We start from the raw sequence: 16,910 nt of genomic DNA, 5'->3' as shown, positions 1-16,910 counted from the left end.
GACAGCGGCGCCGAGCCCAGGACGGACCCCCCGGCGGCCGACTGGCACGGCTAGGGCCAGGGCCAGGGTCAGGGGTCGGGCCCGAGGCTCAAGGCCAAGGCTCAAGGCCAAGGCTCAAGGCCAGGGCCAAGGCCCAGCGCCGACGCCGGGGTCAGCTCCAGGGGCCGACCGTGAGCCGGATCCGGGCGTCGGGGCCGAGGATCGGGCGGGTGGTGGCCGGCAGCGGGATGTGGGCGAGCCAGGCCTCGGCCCGCGGGTCCTCGTCCGGCAGCGGCGGGCCGCTCGGGTGGAGGTCCCGGATCGCGCCGTCCACCTCGGAGTTCCAGTGCGCCCAGGCCGCCGGGCGAGGGGAGTCGGTGTCGACGTCGACGATCAGGGTGTCCGCGAAGTCGGCGGTCTGCTCCAGATGGTCGCCGAAGCCGAAGAACCCGTTGTGCTCCTTGAGTCCGAGCACCCGCAGGTCGAGCGCGAACCGCACCGGTTCGCTCGCACCCGGACGCGCTGCGCCCGCCGCCGCGTTCGCCGCCGCCTCCACCGCCGCGCGCTCCGCGTCCTCCCGGTGCGGCAGCAGCTTGCTGGAGAGGAAGGTGGTCGCCAACTGGACGGCGCCGTCCCTGGCGGCCCGGGCCTGACGGGTGGCCGAGGTGGGGTCGGAGAGCTGGATCGGGCACCAGTGCGGGGCGGCACGCTCGTGCAGCAGCACCGGCAGTCCGCGGACCTGGAGCCGTACCTCGGCCTGCCAGGTGACGTCCGGGTCGCGGTCGGACAGCGCCACGTCGACCAGGTCGACCCGGGCCCTGAGGTCGCCGAACAGGAAGCGGCGCAGGTTCTGGTACCCCTCCTCGGAGTTGACCAGTCCGTACCGGCCGCTGTGGCTGCGGTGCGTGAACGCCCGGTTGGCGCCGGTGACCTGGGCGTTCTCGATCTGCACCAGGCCGTCGCTGCGCGGTCCGACGGCCGAGGCCGAGAGGCCGTGGGCGACGTCGTAGTCGTCGGAGTCGGTACCGATCATGCAGAAGATCCGGTCGAGCGGGAACCCGCCCGCGGCCTCCTGGGGCGTTCCGCTGCCGTCGTCGTCCGCCATGTCGACGGCCCGCCAGCCCTCCGGCGGCCCGTCCGGGTCGGGATCCGGTGTCAGGTACTGGTACATCCGGTCGGGTCCGAAGACGTCCGCGCCGTTGAGGGCGAAGGTGTCGCGCAGGGCCTCGGGAACGCCGAAGCCGACGGCGAAGGTGATGCCGCCGTGTGGCGTTCCGTAGGTGAACAGCTTCGACACGTAGTCGGTCGCGCGCTTCCCCTCGCGCTGCTCGGGGATGACCTTCTGGAGCAGGCAGCGGCAGATCAGGCCGCCCATCGAGTGGGCGACCAGGTGGACCCGCGGTGCGCCGGTGCGCTCCTGGAGGTCCTCGATCAGCCGGAGGAGGTCCTCGGCGGCGTGCTCCAGGCTGAACGTCTCGGGTTCGCCGCCCCAGGTGCCGGAGCAGCGGTCGTAGAAGCGGTGGATCCAGATGCTGTCGGGGCGGATGTCCTTGGGGTGGTTCGCCAGATAGGCCTCCTGGCCGCCCTCGACGAAGACGCGGTAGCCCTCGTCGGTGAGCAGGCGCACTAATGGGCTTTCGAACTGGTAGAAGACGGGGGAGTCCTGGCGCCCGACGCGGATGTGCGTCGAGCCTTCGTTGAATCCGTAGAACGGATCCGTCACGGCCTTCTCGATGCCGGGGGTGCCACCGGCGTATCCCCGGATGTAGACGATCGGGAGTCTGGAGGACGGCGTACTCATGGCCGGCCTGCCCTCTCGGCGGCCGGTACCGGCCGGTACCGGCCGACCCATTGACGTGGGAGCTTCTTCCTCCCAGTGTCGGCCGCCGGGGCGGCCCTGTCACCCCCCGTGTGCGGAACGTTGATGGGTCGTCACTGCCCGTTCCGGCATCCGGGAATGTCGGACCGCCCGACCGGGGCGAGCGGCGGCAGGACGGGGCGAGCGACAACGGGGCGGGGCGAGCGACAACGGGCGGCCGGCCGGGTCAGCGCCGCTCGGGCGGCAGCAGCGCGGCGAGCCCGTCGAGGATGCGGTCGAGACCGAAGTCGAACCGGGCGTCCAGATCGGGGCCGGTGAGGTCGTCGGCCATCTCGACGAGGTTGGGGAACTCCGCTGCGGGCAGCGCGCGGAAGCGTTCGGCGGCGGCGTCGGCCACCTCGCGCCGCCCGGCGCCGGCGGTCTCCGCGGCCGCCATCGGGGACTGCTCCTGGAGGACGAAGCCCTGGACGTACGCGCCGAGCAGGTAGGAGATCATCGCGCTGTCGGCGGGGGAGAAGCCCGCCTCCCGCAGTCGGTCGAGCTGGTCCTCCATCAGCCGCAGCAGGTGCGGCCCCGGGGCGAGCCGGCCCGCCACCACCTTGGCCGCGTCCCGCCTGCCCAGCAGGTGGGCGCGGTAGCGCCGGCAGTAGCCGCGCAGCTGGGTGCGCCAGTCGCCGGAACGCGGCGGGGCCTCGGCGTCGGCCATCAGCGCGTCGTTCAGCAGGTCGAGCAACTCCTCCTTGTTGCGGACGTGCCAGTACAGCGAGGCGGCCTTGACCCCGACCTCGGCGGCGACCTTGCGCATCGACAGCCCGGCCAGGCCCTCGCGCTCCAGCACCCGCAGGGCGGCCCGGGCGAGGGCGTCGCGGGTGAGCCCGGGGTGGCCGGGTCCGGGCTGGGCGGGTCCGGAGTGGTCGGGTCCGGGCTGGGCGGCGTCGTCCTCGTCGGCCGGCATGAGGTCCTCGCTGTTCGTCGGTCGGGGTGGGCCGAGGGCCCCGGGCCCCGGTATTCCATTTGCAATCTAACACCGTTAGGTGCACGCTGTCCCCCGTCGAAACCGTCCCTAACGCCGTTAGGGATCCTGGAGGCAATCGAGAGGAACGCCCGATGGGGGAGAGCGGGGCGCCGGACGTCCGGCGTCGCCAGCGGCTCGCGCTCGCGACGCTGTGCACCACCATGTTCATGTCCATGCTGGACAACGTCATCGTCAGCAACGCCCTGCCGCGCATCGGCCAGGACCTCGACGCGGGCATCACCGGCCTCCAGTGGGTCGCCGAGGGCTACAGCCTGGTCTTCGCCGCGCTGCTGCTCACCGGCGGCGCGCTCGGCGACCGCTACGGCCGCACCGCCGTCTTCCGGCTCGGACTGGCGCTGTTCACGCTGGGATCGGCCGCCGGGGCCCTCGCCGGAACGGTCGGCGCCCTGGTCGCCGCCCGGATGCTCCAGGGTGTCGGCGCGGCGCTGCTCACCCCCGGCAGCCTCGCCATCCTGCGGCACGTCTTCACCGACGAACGGGAACGCACCCGCGCCATCGGCCGGTGGTCCGGCGTCTCCGCGCTCGGCCTCTCGGTCGGCCCGGTGGTCGGCGGCCCGATGGTCGAGGCCTTCGGCTGGGCGAGCGTCTTCTGGATCAACGTACCGATCGGTGTCGCCGCACTCGTCCTGTCGGCCCGGGTGCTCCCGGTCGTCCCGGGCCGGGCCCGGCGGATCGACCTCGGTGGCCTCGTGCTCTCGGCGCTCGGCCTCGGCGCGGCCGTCCACACCCTGGTCGAGGGCCCGGACCGGGGCTGGACGGACGGCCGGGTCCTGACCACGGCGGCGCTCGCGGTGCTGCTGCTGACGGCGTTCCTGTTGCTCGAACTGCGGATCGCCGAACCGATGCTCGACCTCCGGCTGTTCCGCGACGGAGTGCTCGGCGGCGCGCTGCTGGGCGGCTTCGCGGTGAGCTTCGGAATGTTCGGCGCGCTGTTCTTCCTGCCGCTGCTGATGCAGGGTGTGCTGGACTGGTCCCCGACGGCCGCCGGCCTCGCCGGGCTGCCGATGACGGCCATGATCGTCGTCGCGGGCCCGCTCTCGGCGCGGCTGACCGGTCGGTACGGCCCCCGGATCCCGCTGGTCGTGGGCATCGCCCTGTGCGCGTTCGGCCTCGCCGGCCTGTCCCTGTACGGCGAGAACGCCCACTACGCCGAGTACCTGTGGACGCTGTTCGTGCTCGGCCTGGGGATGGGCATGACCTTCACCCCGGTCTCGATCGCCGTCCTGCAGCGGGTCGCCCCGGAGCGGATCGGCACCGCCTCGGCGACCGTCAACACCCTGCGCGAGCTGGGCGGTGTGCTCGGCATCGCCGTCCTCGGCGCCGTCCTGACCCACCGCCTGGCCGGCTCGCTGTCCGGGCTCGGCCTCCCGCCCGACGCACTGGCCGCCGCCACCGCGCCCGGCGCGGGCACCGCCGCGCTGCCCGGACCGGTCCGGTCGGCCGTCGAGGCCGCCTTCACCGACGGCATCCAGCTCGCCCTGCGCTGCGGCTCCGCCGCCCTGGTCCTGGCCGCCGTCCTGGTCGCCCTGCTGCTGGGCCGCGGTGCGCCCCGCCCGGAGGGGCCGCAGGCTCCGACCGCCGCCCGGCCCCGTCCGGAGGTCCCGGCCGGCGCCCGCCCGGAGTGAGCGGCGGTCCCCTCCGGCGGCGGCTGAGGCTGCCGCTGCCCCTGCCGTGGGGTCGCCGGGCCCGGTTCCTCGACCGCCGGTCCTCGTGCACGGCTGACGCCGCGGCAGAACCGGTGCCGCAGGGGCGGTCGGCGGAGTCCGCCTCTGCCGGCCGCCGGCGCCGGGCTCAGCCGATCCCCTCCACCGAGGTCTGGGCGGCGCGGGCGAGATCCTTCCGCGCCGCCCAACGGCGGGCCGGGTCAGCCGCCGGAGCCGGGACGGTCGGGCGGAAGGTCAGCTCGGCCACCAGGCCGCGGACGGCGACCACCCGGGCCAGCGAGGTGACCAGGTCGTCCTCGCCGACGAAGGCGGGGGCACTGGTGGCACGCCCGTCGGCGAGCCGGTAGCGGAGCGAGACGGGCTGGACGGCGGCACCGGACCGGACGGCGGCCTCGAAGAACGCCGGCCGGAACCGCCCGCTCTCCCGCCCGCACCAGGTGGACCCCTCCGGGAACACGATCACCGGGTGGCCGGCCCGCAGCCGGTCGGTCACCGCGGCGACGGCCGCGGGCAGCTCGCGCAGCCGGTCGCGGTCCAGGAACACGGCCCCGCCCCAGGCGACGAGCTGCCCCAGCACCGGCCAGTCCCGGATCTCGGTCTTGGCGACCGACCGGCCCGGCCTGACGGCGGCGATCAGCGGGATGTCCAGCCAGGAGACGTGGTTGGCCACCAGCAGCACCCCGCCCCGGCCGGCCGGGGCCGGGTCGGGCACGATCCGCAGCGCGACGCCCAGCGCGCCGAGCAGCCCGCGCGCCCAGAACCGGGTCAGCGCGCCGCGCGGACCGTGCGGTAGCAGCCGCACCGGCGGGATCAGCGCCAGCCCCGCCACGAGCAGCACCAGGAAGCCCGCCAGCCGCAGCACCCGGCGGGGGAGGGCGACGGTCGGCGCGGGGTCGGTCAGACAGTCCTCCGGGGTGCAGGAGGCCGTCGGCAGCCAGACGCTCACGAGGCCGGCCCCTCGTCCACCGGTCCCGCCTCCGCCGCGTCCGTGCCGGTGCCCGCGTCCGTGCCGGTGCCCGGGGCCGGCGAGGCCGCCGCGCCCACGCCGCCGACACCGGACAGGAAGTGCCGCAGGTAGCGCGGGTCGGTGCGCTCCAGCGACAGCAGGACGTACAGGTCGGTGCAGTCGAAGTCCGGGTCGTACGCGGGCGCGCCGCAGACCCAGGCACCGAGCCGGAGGTAACCGCGGAGCAGGGCCGGCAGCGGTGCCCGGTCGGCCCGCGCCACGCCGGTGGCGTCCCAGGGGCGGTGCGGGGCGACCCGGTACTGCTCGGGGGCGAGGTGCTTGGCGGCGACGGTGTCCCAGACCCGGGCGGCGGTGGCGCCGCCGTCCTCCAGGGAGATCGAGCAGCAGCCGCCCACCCAGGTGTTGCCGGTGTCGGCGAGGTAGCGGGCGATGCCGCCCCACATGAGGTTGATGACGGCGCCGTTGCCCCGGTGCTCGGCGGCGATGCAGGAGCGGCCGAGCTCGACCAGCCCGTCCCGCAGCGGCGCGAGGTTGCCGAGGTCGAACTCGCCGTCCGAGTAGAGCCGGCCGGCCCGGCGGGCGGCCTCGGGGCGCAGCAGCCGGTAGGTGCCGACGACGGCGCCGTCCTCGCCCTCGCGGACGAGCAGGTGGTCGCAGAAGTCGTCGAACGGGTCGACGTCCAGCCCCGGGACGGTGCTCCGCAGGGTGGCGCCGAGCTCGTCGGCGAAGACCTGGTGGCGCAGCCGCTGGGCGGCGCGGACGTCGGCCTCGTCGCGGGCCAGCGAGACGGTGTAGACGGCGGAGGCGGAGCCGGAGGCGGCGGCCGGGCGCGCGGCGGGCACCGGGGTGGCCCGGGTGGGGGTGACTGCGGTCGGAGTGTACGTGGGGACGGTGGTCATGGCAGACCCTCCAGGGCAGCACGGACGACGGCGGCCACGGCGTTCCGTGGCAGCGGCCCGGGTCGGACCCGTACAGTCGGATCCGCGAACCGGCACCCGTATGTCTCTCCAAGTCCGCTGGCATCCACGTTGCCGTTCGGCGGAGCGCAGATGTGCACCTGCTGAATGCGACCACCCGACGTGTGCGGGACACCTGTTGGGCACCGCGGCGCCGCCCTATCCTCCGCTGCATGGGGTGGAATCCGGGGGCGGGACTCTGGCGGACCTTTGCCAGCGACATGACAGACGTATTGGTGTGCCAGACGGCGGCGACGGGCGGACTCACCGTCGTGTACGTGCTGGCGCGGGCGGTGGGGCTGGCGCCCTCGCCGTGGTGGTGCCTGGTGGTGGCGATGGCCGTCGCCCTGCACCTGGTCGGCGAGCGCTGCTGGGAGGACGACCGGCGGCCGAGGGCGGCGCTGGTGGCGCTGGCCGTGGCGCTGGCGGTCGCGATGGCGCCGTACCTGGTGCTGGGCGCGACCCTGGGGTGGGCCGAGGCGCAGGCGGCGGACACCTACGCCTCGGGCGCGATGGCGGGCGGGCTGCTGCTCGCCGGGTACGTGGTGCGCGCCGTGCACGCGCTGCGCAGCGGCGCGTACCCGCCGCGCTCCGCCGTCACCCCCGCCCCCGCGCCGGGTCCGGGCGGGGGCGGTTAGGGCAGCGGAGCCCGAACCACGGGGCGGCGGGGCGCGGCGGGGGCCCGAACGGCGGGGCGCGGCGGGGCTCAGTACACCCGCCACCCCTGCGGGTCGACGCCGCCCGGGACGGCCCCGGCGGGCCCGTACGGCTCGCGGGTGAACACGAAGGAGCCGATGTCCAGGTGGCTCACCGAGCCGTCGTCGGCCCGCACCACCCGCAGGGTCTCGCCCGAGTAGTAGTCGTCCAGGCCGGTCCAGGTGCCGTCCGCCTCGGCCCGGAAGCGGCCGGCCCGGCCCGCCCGGCCGAGCACCGACAGCTCCAGCGCCCGGTCCGCCGTGAGCCGCAGGCTGTGCGGCGCGGCGCCCCAGTACCAGGGGCCGGTCAGGGCCAGCAGGTCCTCGTCGAACTCGGCCAGCGGGCGCCAGGGCTCGGGGATCCGCGGCTCGTGCTGCGCGGTGAGCGCCAGCAGTTCGGCCGCGACCTTCGAGGTGGGGCAGCTGGTGGCGTTGGAGACGGCGATCGCGGCCAGGCCGTCCGCCTCGCTCACCCACAGCCCGGCCGTGAAGCCCGGCATCGAGCCGGAGTGCCCGTGCAGGATCCGGCCTTCGTGCTGGATCAGCTGGAGGCCGAGGCCGTAGGTCTCGTTCCAGTCGCCCGGCTCGGGGCCGACGGCGGGGCGGCGCATCTCGGCCACGGTGTCGGCGGACAGCACCTTCTCGTGGCCGGAGGTCAGGAAGGCGGCCCACTTGGCGAGGTCGGTGACGGTGGACCAGAGCTGGCCCGCCGGGGCCATCAGGCCGGTGTCGGTGAGCGGCTCGGGCAGCAGCACGTCGGCCCACGGGTGGACGGCGAAGCCGCCCGCGTGCGGGTGCTCGGGGAGCAGCCCGGTGCGGTCCATGCCGAGCGGCTCCAGGACCTCGCGGCGCAGTACCTCGCCCCAGGGCTCGCTGCGCAGCCGCTCGACCAGTGCGCCGAGCAGCGCGTAGGTGGGGTTGGAGTAGTGGTGGACCCGGCCGGCCGGATGCCGCAGCGGCCGCTCGGCCTCCAGGATGTCGGCGAGTCCGGGGCGCAGCGCGCCGTCCGTCCGCTCCCACCAGGGGCCCGGGGTCTCGGAGGCGAGGCCGGCCGAGTGCGAGAGCAGCTGGGCGACGGTGGCGTCGTCGGCGGGGGTGCCCGGCAGGTGGCGCCCGAGCGGGTCGGCGAGGTCGAGCAGGCCCTCGTCCCGCAGTCGCAGCACGAGCACGGCGACGAAGGTCTTGGTGATCGAGCCGATCCGGTACTGGACGTCGGTGGTCGGCGCGTGACCGTCGATCATGCTGCGGGCGCCGCTCCAGACCAGCCTCCCGTCCCGGAGCACGCCGGCGACCATCGAGGGGGTGCGGCCCTCGGACTGGGCGACGGCCAGGCGGTGCAGCAGCGCGCGGCGGGTGGTGGGGAGCAGTTCGTCGGACAGGTCGGTCATCTGGTCCTCTGCGACGGTTTCGGGTGATTCAGGGGATTCGGCCCGCGGTGCCACGGCACCGCCGGTTCAACCTAGTTCGATCACGTTCGGACCTCCAGTCATTTTCGCGAGGACCGTACGGGCGCGCGGGTGACCCCGGCGGCGTGGCGCCGACCCCCGTCCGGGCACGAAGACGGACCCTGGGGTCCGTCCGACCGCCGACCACCCTACGGAGCGTCATGCCCTCCCAGTCCGAGCCGACCCTGCCCGAGCCGCGCCGGCCCGAACCGCCCACCGGTGTCAGGGCGCGCCGGGTGCTCCGCAACCCCCGGATCTGGATGGTCCCCGGGATCCTGGTCGGACTGCTCAGTCTGCTGATGTCGCTGCTCTACCTCGGCGGCATCCTCGACCCCCGCGCAGACCTGCACCACCTGCCGATCGCGCTGGTGAACACCGACCGGGGCGCCACCGTCGCCGGGCAGCGGCAGAACCTCGGCGAACAGGTCGTCACCGGGATCGCCACCGCCCCCGGCCAGGGCGACGCGGTGTCCTGGCGGCAGCTCGACGAGGCGACGGCGAAGGAGCAGCTGGCCTCCGGCAAGATCTACGGGGCGCTCCAGGTGCCGCCCGAGTTCACCGCCACCGTCGCCGCCCTCGGGGGCGCCAGCGAGCAGCCCGCGCGCCCCACCGTGCTCCAGTACACCAACCCGGGCGTGGGCAGTCTGGGTTCCTCGCTGGCCGCCCAGATCGGCCAGCAGGCCGTCCACCAGGCCTCGCTGGCCCTCGGCGCCCAGCTCGCCGCGCTGCCGCAGGCCCGGGGCGCGGGCGACGCGGCCCGGCTGCTGATCGCCGATCCGATCGCCCTCACCACCACGGTCGGCCACCCGATCGGCAACCGCAGCGGACTCGGGCTGTCCGCCTTCTACTACACCCTGCTGCTCGTGCTGGCGGGCTTCTTCGGCGCCAACATCATCGGCAACGGCGTCGACGTCGCGCTCGGCTACGCGGACAACGAGGTCGGCCCCTGGCGCGCCCGCCACCCGGTGGTGCCGATCAGCCGCACCAGCACCCTCGCCGTCAAGTGCGCGATGTCGGTGGGCCTGTCGCTGCTGACCTCCTCGCTGATCATGCTGGCGGCGGTGGTGGTCCTCGACATGGACGCCGACCACCTGCCGCTGCTGTGGATCTTCTCGGTCTGCGCCAGCAGCGCGGTCGGCCTCGGTGTCCAGGCGATCAACGCGGCCTTCGGCGGCCTCGGCCTGCTGATCAGCATGTTCGTCTTCATCGTGCTGGGCCTGCCGTCCTCCGGCGCGACGATCCCACTGGACGCCCTGCCGTCGTTCTACCGGTTCCTCTCGCTCTTCGAACCGATGCGCCAGCTCACCGACGGCGTGCGGGCGATCCTGTTCTTCGACGCGCAGGCGGACGCGGGCCTGACCCGGGCCTGGATCTGGATGGCCATCGGCACCGTCGCGGCACTGCTCTTCGGCTTCGCGATGACCCGCTACTACGACCGCAAGGGCCTGCACCGCACCGTCCCCGAGCTGGCCTGAGCCACGGCCCGGGGACGGGAGCGCGGGGAGGGACCGCTCCGGCCTCAGCCTGCCGGCAGCGGCGGCAGCTCGGGACGCCACAGCCAGGCGTCGAACAGGCCCTCCAGCGGCGTCCGCGCGTACCGGGCGGCGTGCGCGGTGAAGTCCGCCGTGGTGACCACCCCGTGGCGGTGGAACGCCGCCCAGTCCTTGAGCATCCGGAAGAACGCGGTGTCCCCGAGCGTCAGCCGCAGCGCGTGCACCACCAGACCGCCGCGCTGGTACAGCCGGTCGTCGAACATCAGCTTGCGGCCCGGGTCGGCCAGCCGGAGGTCCTGCGGCAGCCCGGCCAGCAGCCGGTGCGCGTACAGGGCCCGCGCCGCCGCCGTCGGCCCGCCCGAACGCTCCGACCAGAGCCACTCGGCGTACTTGGCCAGCCCCTCGTTCAGCCAGATGTGGCTCCAGTCCCCGATCGAAAGACTGTTGCCGAACCACTGGTGCGCCAGCTCGTGGGCGATCAGCCGCTCCCGCTCCCAGCCGCCGCCCAGGTGGTTGGTGCCGAAGGTCGCCACCCCCTGCGCCTCCACCGGCACGTCCAGCTCCTCGTCGGCGACCACCACCGTGTACTCGCCGAACGGGTACGGGCCGAACACCTCGCCGAAGTAGGCCATCATCCTCGGCTGCCGCCCGAAGTCCGCGGCGAACGCCCCGGCCAGCCGCTCCGGCACGTAGCCGGTCTGCGGCACCTCCGGGTGCTCGGCCAGCGGCACCGGCCGGTACGGGCCGATCGAGACCGTCACCAGGTACGTCGAGGTCGGAGCGGACTGCTCGTACACCCAGGTGGTGCTGGACGAGCGGGTGGTACGGGTCAGCAGCCGGCCGCCCACCACCACGGTGTACGGGGACGGCGTGGTGACCGCTATCTGGTACGTCGCCTTGTCCGCCGGCCGGTCGTTGCACGGGAACCAGGACGGTGCCCCGACCGGCTGGCTGGCCACCAGCGCGCCGTCGGTCAGCTCCTCCCAGCCCAGGCCGCCCCAGGGGCTGCGGACCGGCCGGGGGTTGCCGGTGTAGTGCACCTCCACGGTGAAGGCGGCGCCGGCCGACAGGGCCTTCACCGGCCGCACCCGCAGCTTGCCCGCCCGGTGGGTGTACCGGGCGGGCTTCCCGTCCACCAGCACCCGGCCGATCCGGAAGTCCGCGAGGTCCAGTGCGAACTCGCTCAGCGCGGTCGCCGCGACGGCGCTCAGCCGGGCCGTACCGCCCAGCCGGTTGGGGCCGGGCCGGTAGTCCAGGGCCAGCTCGTACCGGTGGACCCGGTAGCGGGGATCCCCGCTGCCCGGGAAGTACGGGTCCGGCGGGGCGACGGGCTGCGGGGGCTGCGAGGGCTGGGGGGACTGCGCCGGGCGGTGGTTCACCGGGTCGTACGCTCCTGGAACACGGGGTGGACGGGACAGGGGACGGGCGGGGGCGGACGGCGGACGGCGGGGACGGCGGCGGGCGCCGACCGTACGCCCGAGGGGCCGGACGGGGCGAACCCCGGCCGGCCCCCCGGGACGGCGGTCAGGACGTGGCCTGCCACACCTCGATCGGGTTGCCGAGCCACCTGGAGTCGGCGGGCACCGACTCGGCACGCATCACCAGCGAGGCCGGACCCAGCGTGCTGCGCGCGCCCACCGTACTGCCGGGCAGCACGATGCCGCCGGGCCCCAGGGTGGCGCCCTCGCGCAGGACGACAGTATCCATCCGCATGATCCGGTCGTGGAAGAGGTGGGTCTGCACCACGCAGCCCCGGTTGATCGACACCCCGTCGCCGAGGGTGACCAGGTCCGCCTCCGGCAGCCAGTAGCTCTCGCACCACACGCCGTGCCCGACCTTCGCACCGAGCGCCCGCAGCCACAGGTTCAGCACCGGGGTGCCCGGCACCGCGCCCACCAGCCACGGCACCGCCAGCACCTCGACGAAGGTGTCCGCCAGCTCGTTGCGCCACACGAAACCGCTCCACAGCGGGTGCTCCACCGCCCGGAACCGGCCGACCAGCACCCACTTCGCCGCCACCGCGACCGCGCACGCCACCGCGCCCGACGCCAGCAGCACCGGACCGGACAGCAGCGCCGCCGCGACCGGCGACCACGCCACGGCCAGCCAGGACAGCGCGGCCAGCGTCAGCGCGCCCAGCGCGCCCGAGGCCAGTACCGGCACCAGCCGGCACACCTCGACCAGCCCGCGCGCCCACAGCAGCCGGGTCGGCGGCTCGTAGGTCAGGCTCTGGTCCGCCCGGTCGGCCGAACGGGGCAGCCGCACCGGCGGCATGCCCAGGTACGAGCCGCCCTTCTTCGCCTTCGCCGGCGTCGCCGACAGCACGCCGACCAGACCGCGCTTGGGCACCGAGCGGCCCGGCGCGGTCATCCCCGAGTTGCCGAGGAACGCCCGGTCGCCGACCTTCGCCTCACCGAGCCGCACCCAGCCGCCGCCCAGCTCGTACGGCGCCATCAGGGTGTCGTCGGCCAGGAACGCGCCGTCGCCGACCGTGGTCAGGCTCGGCAGCGCCAGCACCGTGGACACCTCCGCGTGCCGCCCGACCCGCATGCCCAGCGCCCGCAGCCACAGCGGCGTGACCAGGCCCGCGTACAGCGGGAACAGCACCTCCCGGGCCTGGTCCATCAGCTGGGTGACCGTCCAGGCCTGCCAGCCGACCCGGCCGTACAGCGGATGCACACCGGGCTCAAGGCCGATCGACAGCAGCCGCACCGCGGCCACCAGCTGCGCCGCGTACACCACGCCGAACGCCAGGACGGCCGGCAGCAGGCCGAGCAGGGCGCCGCCGAGCGCGCCGCCCAGACCGTCCGCCGGGTCGACGAACGGGACCAGCACCGCCAGGCCGGCCACCGCCGGGAGCAGCGGCAGCAGGCTCAGCGCGGTACCGCTCAGGCCGAACAGCGCGGACCAGCGGGCCCGGCGCACCGGGCGCTCCTTCGGCCAGGTGCGCTCGGCCCGGCCCAGCTTGACGGCGGGCGCGCCGCCCCAGCGCTGGCCGGTCGGGACGTGACCGGTGACGCTGGAGCCGGCCACGACCTGCGCCCCCTTGCCGATCCGGGCACCCGGAAGCAGGGTCGACCGGGTGCCGACCACGGCCCCCGGACCCACCTTGAGCTGGCCGACCTCCAGCCGGTCGCCGTCCACCCAGTAGCCGTTGAGGTCCACCTCGGCCTCGACCGCGCAGCCCCGGCCGAGCTTGAGCATGCCGGTGATCGGCGGCAGCGCGTGCAGGTCGACCTCCTCGCCGACCTTGGCGCCGAGCGCCCGCGCGTAGCGGACCAGCCAGGCGCCGGAGAGCGAGGTCGCGCCGCTCACCTCGGCCAGCCGCTCGGCGGCCCACAGCCGCAGGTGGACGCCGCCGCCGCGGGGGTAGCTGCCGGGCCGCAGGCCGCGCAGCAGCAGCCGGGCGCCGCCGGCCCCGATCGCCAGCCGGCCCGCCGGGCTGAACAGCACCGCCGCGAGCGGCACGACCGCCCACCAGGAGGCGGTCGGCGCCCAGGCGAAGCCGTCCAGGTGCGAGAGCAGATTGCCGAGCGCCAGCACCGCCGCCGTCCAGCGCAGGCCGACCACGGTGAACAGCGGGACCAGCAGGAGCAGCTGGAGCAGCTTGGCGCGGGTCGGCACCGGGTCGACGGTCCGGGCCTCGCCGGTGCCGACCGAACTGCGCTCCAGGTGCCGGGCGAGCTTGCGCAGCGTCGGGTTCTGGTAGATGTCCAGGACCGCCGCGTTCGGGTAGCGGACGCGCAGCAGGGTGGTCAGCCGGGCGGCGGCCAGGCTGCCGCCGCCGATCGCGAAGAAGTCCTCCCGGGAGCCGCTCACCGGCACCCCGAGGATCTCCGTCCACTGCTCGGCCAGCCAGGCCTCGGTGCCGTACAGCTGCTCGGTCGGCCCGGTGGTCTCCAGGTCGGGCAGCGGCCAGGGCAGCGCGTTGCGGTCGACCTTGCCGGAGGTGCGGGTGGGCAGGGTGTCGACCGGGGCCAGCAGCGGGACGAGCGCGGCCGGCAGCTCGGCGCGCAGCCGCTGCACCGCCTGCTCCCGGTCCCAGCCCTCGCCGGTCACCAGGTAGCCGACCAGCAGCTGGTTGCCGCCGCGCGCGGTCCGCACGGCCGCCGCCGCGCCGGCCACGCCCGGCAGCGCCTGGAGCGCCGCGTCGACCTCGCCGAGCTCGATCCGGCGGCCGCCGAGCTTGATCTGCTCGTCGGCGCGGCCCAGGAACAGCAGGCCCTCCGGGTCGGCCTGGACCAGGTCGCCGCTGCGGTAGGCGCGCTCCCAGCCCATCGAGGGCAGCGGCGCGTACTTCTCGGCGTCCTTCTCCGGGTCCAGGTAGCGGGCCAGGCCGACACCGCCGATCACCAGCTGGCCGGTCCCGCCGGGCGCGACCGGCTCGCCGGCCTCGTCGACCACGACGAGGTCCCAGCCGTCCAGCGGCAGGCCGATCCGCACCGGGCCCTCGCCCGTCAGCAGCGCCCCGCAGGCGACCACGGTGGCCTCGGTGGGGCCGTAGGTGTTCCACACCTCGCGGCCCTCGGTGACCACGCGCTGCACCAGCTCGGGCGGGCAGGCCTCGCCGCCGAAGATCAGCAGCCGGACCTCGTTCAGCGCCTCGGCCGGCCACAGCGCGGCCAGCGTCGGCACGGTGGAGACCACGGTGATCTCCTGCTCGGCCAGCCAGGGGCCGAGGTCGGCGCCGCTGCGCACCTGGGAGCGGGGGACGGGCACCAGGCAGGCGCCGTGCCGCCAGGCCAGCCACATCTCCTCGCAGGAGGCGTCGAAGGCGACCGACAGGCCGGCCATCACCCGGTCACCGGGGCCGATCGGCTCGTCCTGGAGGAAGAGCGCGGCCTCGGCGTCGACGAAGGCGGCGGCGTTGCGGTGGGTGACGGCGACGCCCTTGGGGCGGCCGGTCGAGCCCGAGGTGAAGATGATCCAGGCGTCGTCGGCGGGGGTGGGGCGGTGCGCGCCGGGGCCGGCCGGGTCGGCGAGCGGCTCGCGGGCCTGGGGCGTGCGGGCCTGGAGGGGGGTGCCGGTCCCGAGCGGCTCGTGGGCCGCGCCGGTGGGCTCGTGGGCCGTGCCGGTGAGGGTGAGTGCGCGTTCGGCGCCGAGCACGGCCGCGACGGCGGCCTCCTCGAAGACCAGCTGGGCGCGCTCGTCCGGGTCCTCGAAGTCCACCGGGACGTAGGCGGCGCCGGCGGCGAGCACGGCGAGCACGGAGACGTAGAGGTCGTTGGTGCCGGAGGGGACCCGGATGCCGACCCGGTCGCCGCGGCCGATGCCGGCGGCGGCGAGGCGGCGGCGCAGCTGCTCGACCTCGGCGGCCAGGGCCCGGTAGCCGAGCACGGTGCGGCCGTCGTCGAGGGCGGGCTCGGCGGGGTACTGCCGGGCGGTCGCGTCGAGGATGTCGATCAGGGTGCGTGGGGCAGGTGCCGGCCGGCCGGGGTAGTGGGCCTGCTTCTCGGCGGCGGTGTCCCGGTCGGTGGTACCGCCGTCGGCGGGCGCCTCGGCGCCCGGGTCCCGGCTGGGTTCGGCTGTCATCAGTGGCGTGTGCTCCTAGGTCTCGCCCCGTGCCGATGGATCTTCCGGCCCTTGGGGGCGGTGGGAGCACTCGCCTGATCCGGGTGATCCCACTCCGGGGCCGGAGCGGACAACCCAACCGATGGTAGCCCGGTCCGGTGAACCGCACACCGGCCGACACTCCGCCCAACTGGCCTTTCAATGGCCGAATCTGACGGCACGTCAGGTCACAACTGAGGCTCCTTCGATCGGATGTGACGGACCGTCATCTGTTTTGACGGTCCGTCAGGTCGATTTTCCGACCGTGACCCATGCCACATCCGGATCCGCTTCCCGGGGGCGACGGGGCCGCTCCCCGGGGGTGACGGGGCTGTTTTCCGGAGGTGACGGGCCCGCCGCCGGGGGTGCGGCGGGCCCGTCGGAGCCTGCTCCGGGAAGTCGCGGAACCGTGCGGACGGGTCAGCGGAACACGTCGAGGTGCTCCCCGAGGAATGCTTCCAGGGTACGGGGAGCGCGCCCGATCAGCCGGGTGGCGGCGTCGTCCGGGCTCTCCGGGCGCTCCACGGCGAGCCGCTGGATCTCGACCACATGGGCGGCCAGCCAGTCCGGCATCCCGGCCCGGGCGACCAGGTGGGCGTGCAGTTCGGCGGGCGGCAGGTTCACGGAGCGCACCGGCCGGCCACGCAGCGTGCCCAGTAGCTCGGCAAGCTCCGGGTGGCTGTACGCCCGGCCACCGGTCAGCGGGATGTCGCCGCCGGCCGTGTCGGGGCGGGTGAGCACCGCCGCGGCGACATCGCCGATGTCCCGGCAGTCGATGTAGTTGCACCGGACGCCGTCCAGCGCGCCGAATATCGTCCCGGCGATGGAGACCCCGGGGGCGATCAGCAGCAGCTTCTGCATGAACGCGTACGGGCGGAGCACGGTCGTGGTGATGTCGTGGGCCCGCAACCGCTGCTCGATCAGGTGGTGGCCGCGGGAGACGGCGACCGGGGAGTCGGGCTCGGCGGCCGGCGCGGAGACCTTGACGACGTGCTCCACGCCCAGGGCGACGGCCAGGTCCACGGTGCGCAGCTCGTGCTCGACCTGCCGCGGACCGTTCTCCATGGTCAGGAAGAGCTGCGTTGTCCCCTTGAGGGCGGCGCGCATCGAGGCGGGGTCGCCGGCGTCGGCGGCCGTCACCTCGACCAGGCCGCGGGTGTGCGGGTCGAGTCCGGCCAGCAGGCGGTCGGGGTCGCGGCTCAGGGCGCGGACCGGGACATCCAGGGCGGCGAGGCTGCGCAGGGTGGCGCCGCCGGTGGCGCCGGACGCGCCCATGATGGTGATCATGCTGGTACTGCTCCTTCGG

11 protein-coding genes are annotated in these 16,910 nt (G+C 75.0%); 3 read left to right on the top strand and 8 right to left on the bottom strand.

Annotation, left to right across the window (positions count from 1 at the left end; translation table 11 throughout):
- Nucleotides 1-151: 151 nt before the first annotated feature.
- Both OG715_RS04400 and OG715_RS04395 read right to left on the bottom strand, forming a co-directional pair.
- The gene (locus OG715_RS04400; protein WP_266277218.1) at nucleotides 152-1,780 is read right to left on the bottom strand and encodes an alpha/beta fold hydrolase; all 1,629 of its coding nucleotides are present in this window, start codon (nucleotides 1,778-1,780) and stop codon (nucleotides 152-154) included.
- Between the two features lie 244 nt (nucleotides 1,781-2,024).
- Nucleotides 2,025-2,753 (bottom strand): TetR/AcrR family transcriptional regulator, encoded by a 729-nt coding sequence (locus OG715_RS04395; protein WP_266277220.1) that lies wholly within the window; start codon nucleotides 2,751-2,753, stop codon nucleotides 2,025-2,027.
- 152 nt (nucleotides 2,754-2,905) lie between these two features.
- Here OG715_RS04395 and OG715_RS04390 point away from each other — a divergent pair, with 152 nt between their 5' ends.
- On the top strand, nucleotides 2,906-4,459 hold the full coding sequence (locus OG715_RS04390; protein WP_266277222.1) for an MFS transporter: 1,554 nt from the start codon (nucleotides 2,906-2,908) through the stop codon (nucleotides 4,457-4,459).
- A gap of 166 nt (nucleotides 4,460-4,625) precedes the next feature.
- On the opposite strand, the gene OG715_RS04385 is transcribed toward OG715_RS04390, so the two are convergent.
- Both OG715_RS04385 and OG715_RS04380 read right to left on the bottom strand, forming a co-directional pair.
- Nucleotides 4,626-5,444 (bottom strand): lysophospholipid acyltransferase family protein, encoded by an 819-nt coding sequence (locus tag OG715_RS04385; protein ID WP_266277224.1) that lies wholly within the window; start codon nucleotides 5,442-5,444, stop codon nucleotides 4,626-4,628.
- Entirely contained in the window at nucleotides 5,441-6,364 is a 924-nt protein-coding gene (locus OG715_RS04380) for a GNAT family N-acetyltransferase (protein WP_266277226.1), read from the bottom strand. Before OG715_RS04380 ends, OG715_RS04385 begins: the two co-directional genes overlap by 4 nt.
- A gap of 278 nt (nucleotides 6,365-6,642) precedes the next feature.
- On the opposite strand from OG715_RS04380, the gene OG715_RS04375 reads away from it, so the two are divergent.
- Nucleotides 6,643-7,059: a hypothetical protein gene (locus OG715_RS04375; RefSeq protein WP_266277228.1), complete on the top strand. Its 417-nt coding sequence runs from the start codon at nucleotides 6,643-6,645 to the stop codon at nucleotides 7,057-7,059.
- Between the two features lie 68 nt (nucleotides 7,060-7,127).
- On the opposite strand, the gene OG715_RS04370 is transcribed toward OG715_RS04375, so the two are convergent.
- Entirely contained in the window at nucleotides 7,128-8,504 is a 1,377-nt protein-coding gene (locus OG715_RS04370) for a serine hydrolase domain-containing protein (RefSeq protein ID WP_266277230.1), read from the bottom strand.
- A 218-nt stretch (nucleotides 8,505-8,722) separates the two neighbouring features.
- On the opposite strand from OG715_RS04370, the gene OG715_RS04365 reads away from it, so the two are divergent.
- Nucleotides 8,723-10,036, top strand: coding sequence for a YhgE/Pip domain-containing protein (locus OG715_RS04365; protein ID WP_407660945.1), 1,314 nt, complete (start codon nucleotides 8,723-8,725; stop codon nucleotides 10,034-10,036).
- 44 nt (nucleotides 10,037-10,080) lie between these two features.
- Here the strand turns inward: OG715_RS04365 and OG715_RS04360 are convergent, their stop codons facing one another.
- From OG715_RS04360 to OG715_RS04350, 3 genes are all read right to left on the bottom strand, one after another.
- Nucleotides 10,081-11,433 carry a M1 family metallopeptidase gene (locus OG715_RS04360; RefSeq protein ID WP_266277232.1) on the bottom strand — a complete coding sequence of 451 codons (1,353 nt, stop codon included), beginning with the start codon at nucleotides 11,431-11,433 and terminating at the stop codon, nucleotides 10,081-10,083.
- 145 nt (nucleotides 11,434-11,578) lie between these two features.
- The gene (locus OG715_RS04355; protein WP_266277234.1) at nucleotides 11,579-15,586 is read right to left on the bottom strand and encodes a Pls/PosA family non-ribosomal peptide synthetase; all 4,008 of its coding nucleotides are present in this window, start codon (nucleotides 15,584-15,586) and stop codon (nucleotides 11,579-11,581) included.
- 438 nt (nucleotides 15,587-16,024) lie between these two features.
- The gene (locus OG715_RS04350) at nucleotides 16,025-16,891 is read right to left on the bottom strand and encodes an NmrA family NAD(P)-binding protein (RefSeq protein ID WP_266277236.1); all 867 of its coding nucleotides are present in this window, start codon (nucleotides 16,889-16,891) and stop codon (nucleotides 16,025-16,027) included.
- Between the last annotated feature and the right edge of the window lie 19 nt (nucleotides 16,892-16,910).

The sequence above is a fragment of the Kitasatospora purpeofusca genome (assembly GCF_036010405.1).
GTDB lineage: Bacteria > Actinomycetota > Actinomycetes > Streptomycetales > Streptomycetaceae > Kitasatospora > Kitasatospora purpeofusca.
The sequence above is the reverse complement of the archived record's forward strand: the minus strand, read 5'-3'. Positions and strand labels throughout refer to the sequence as shown.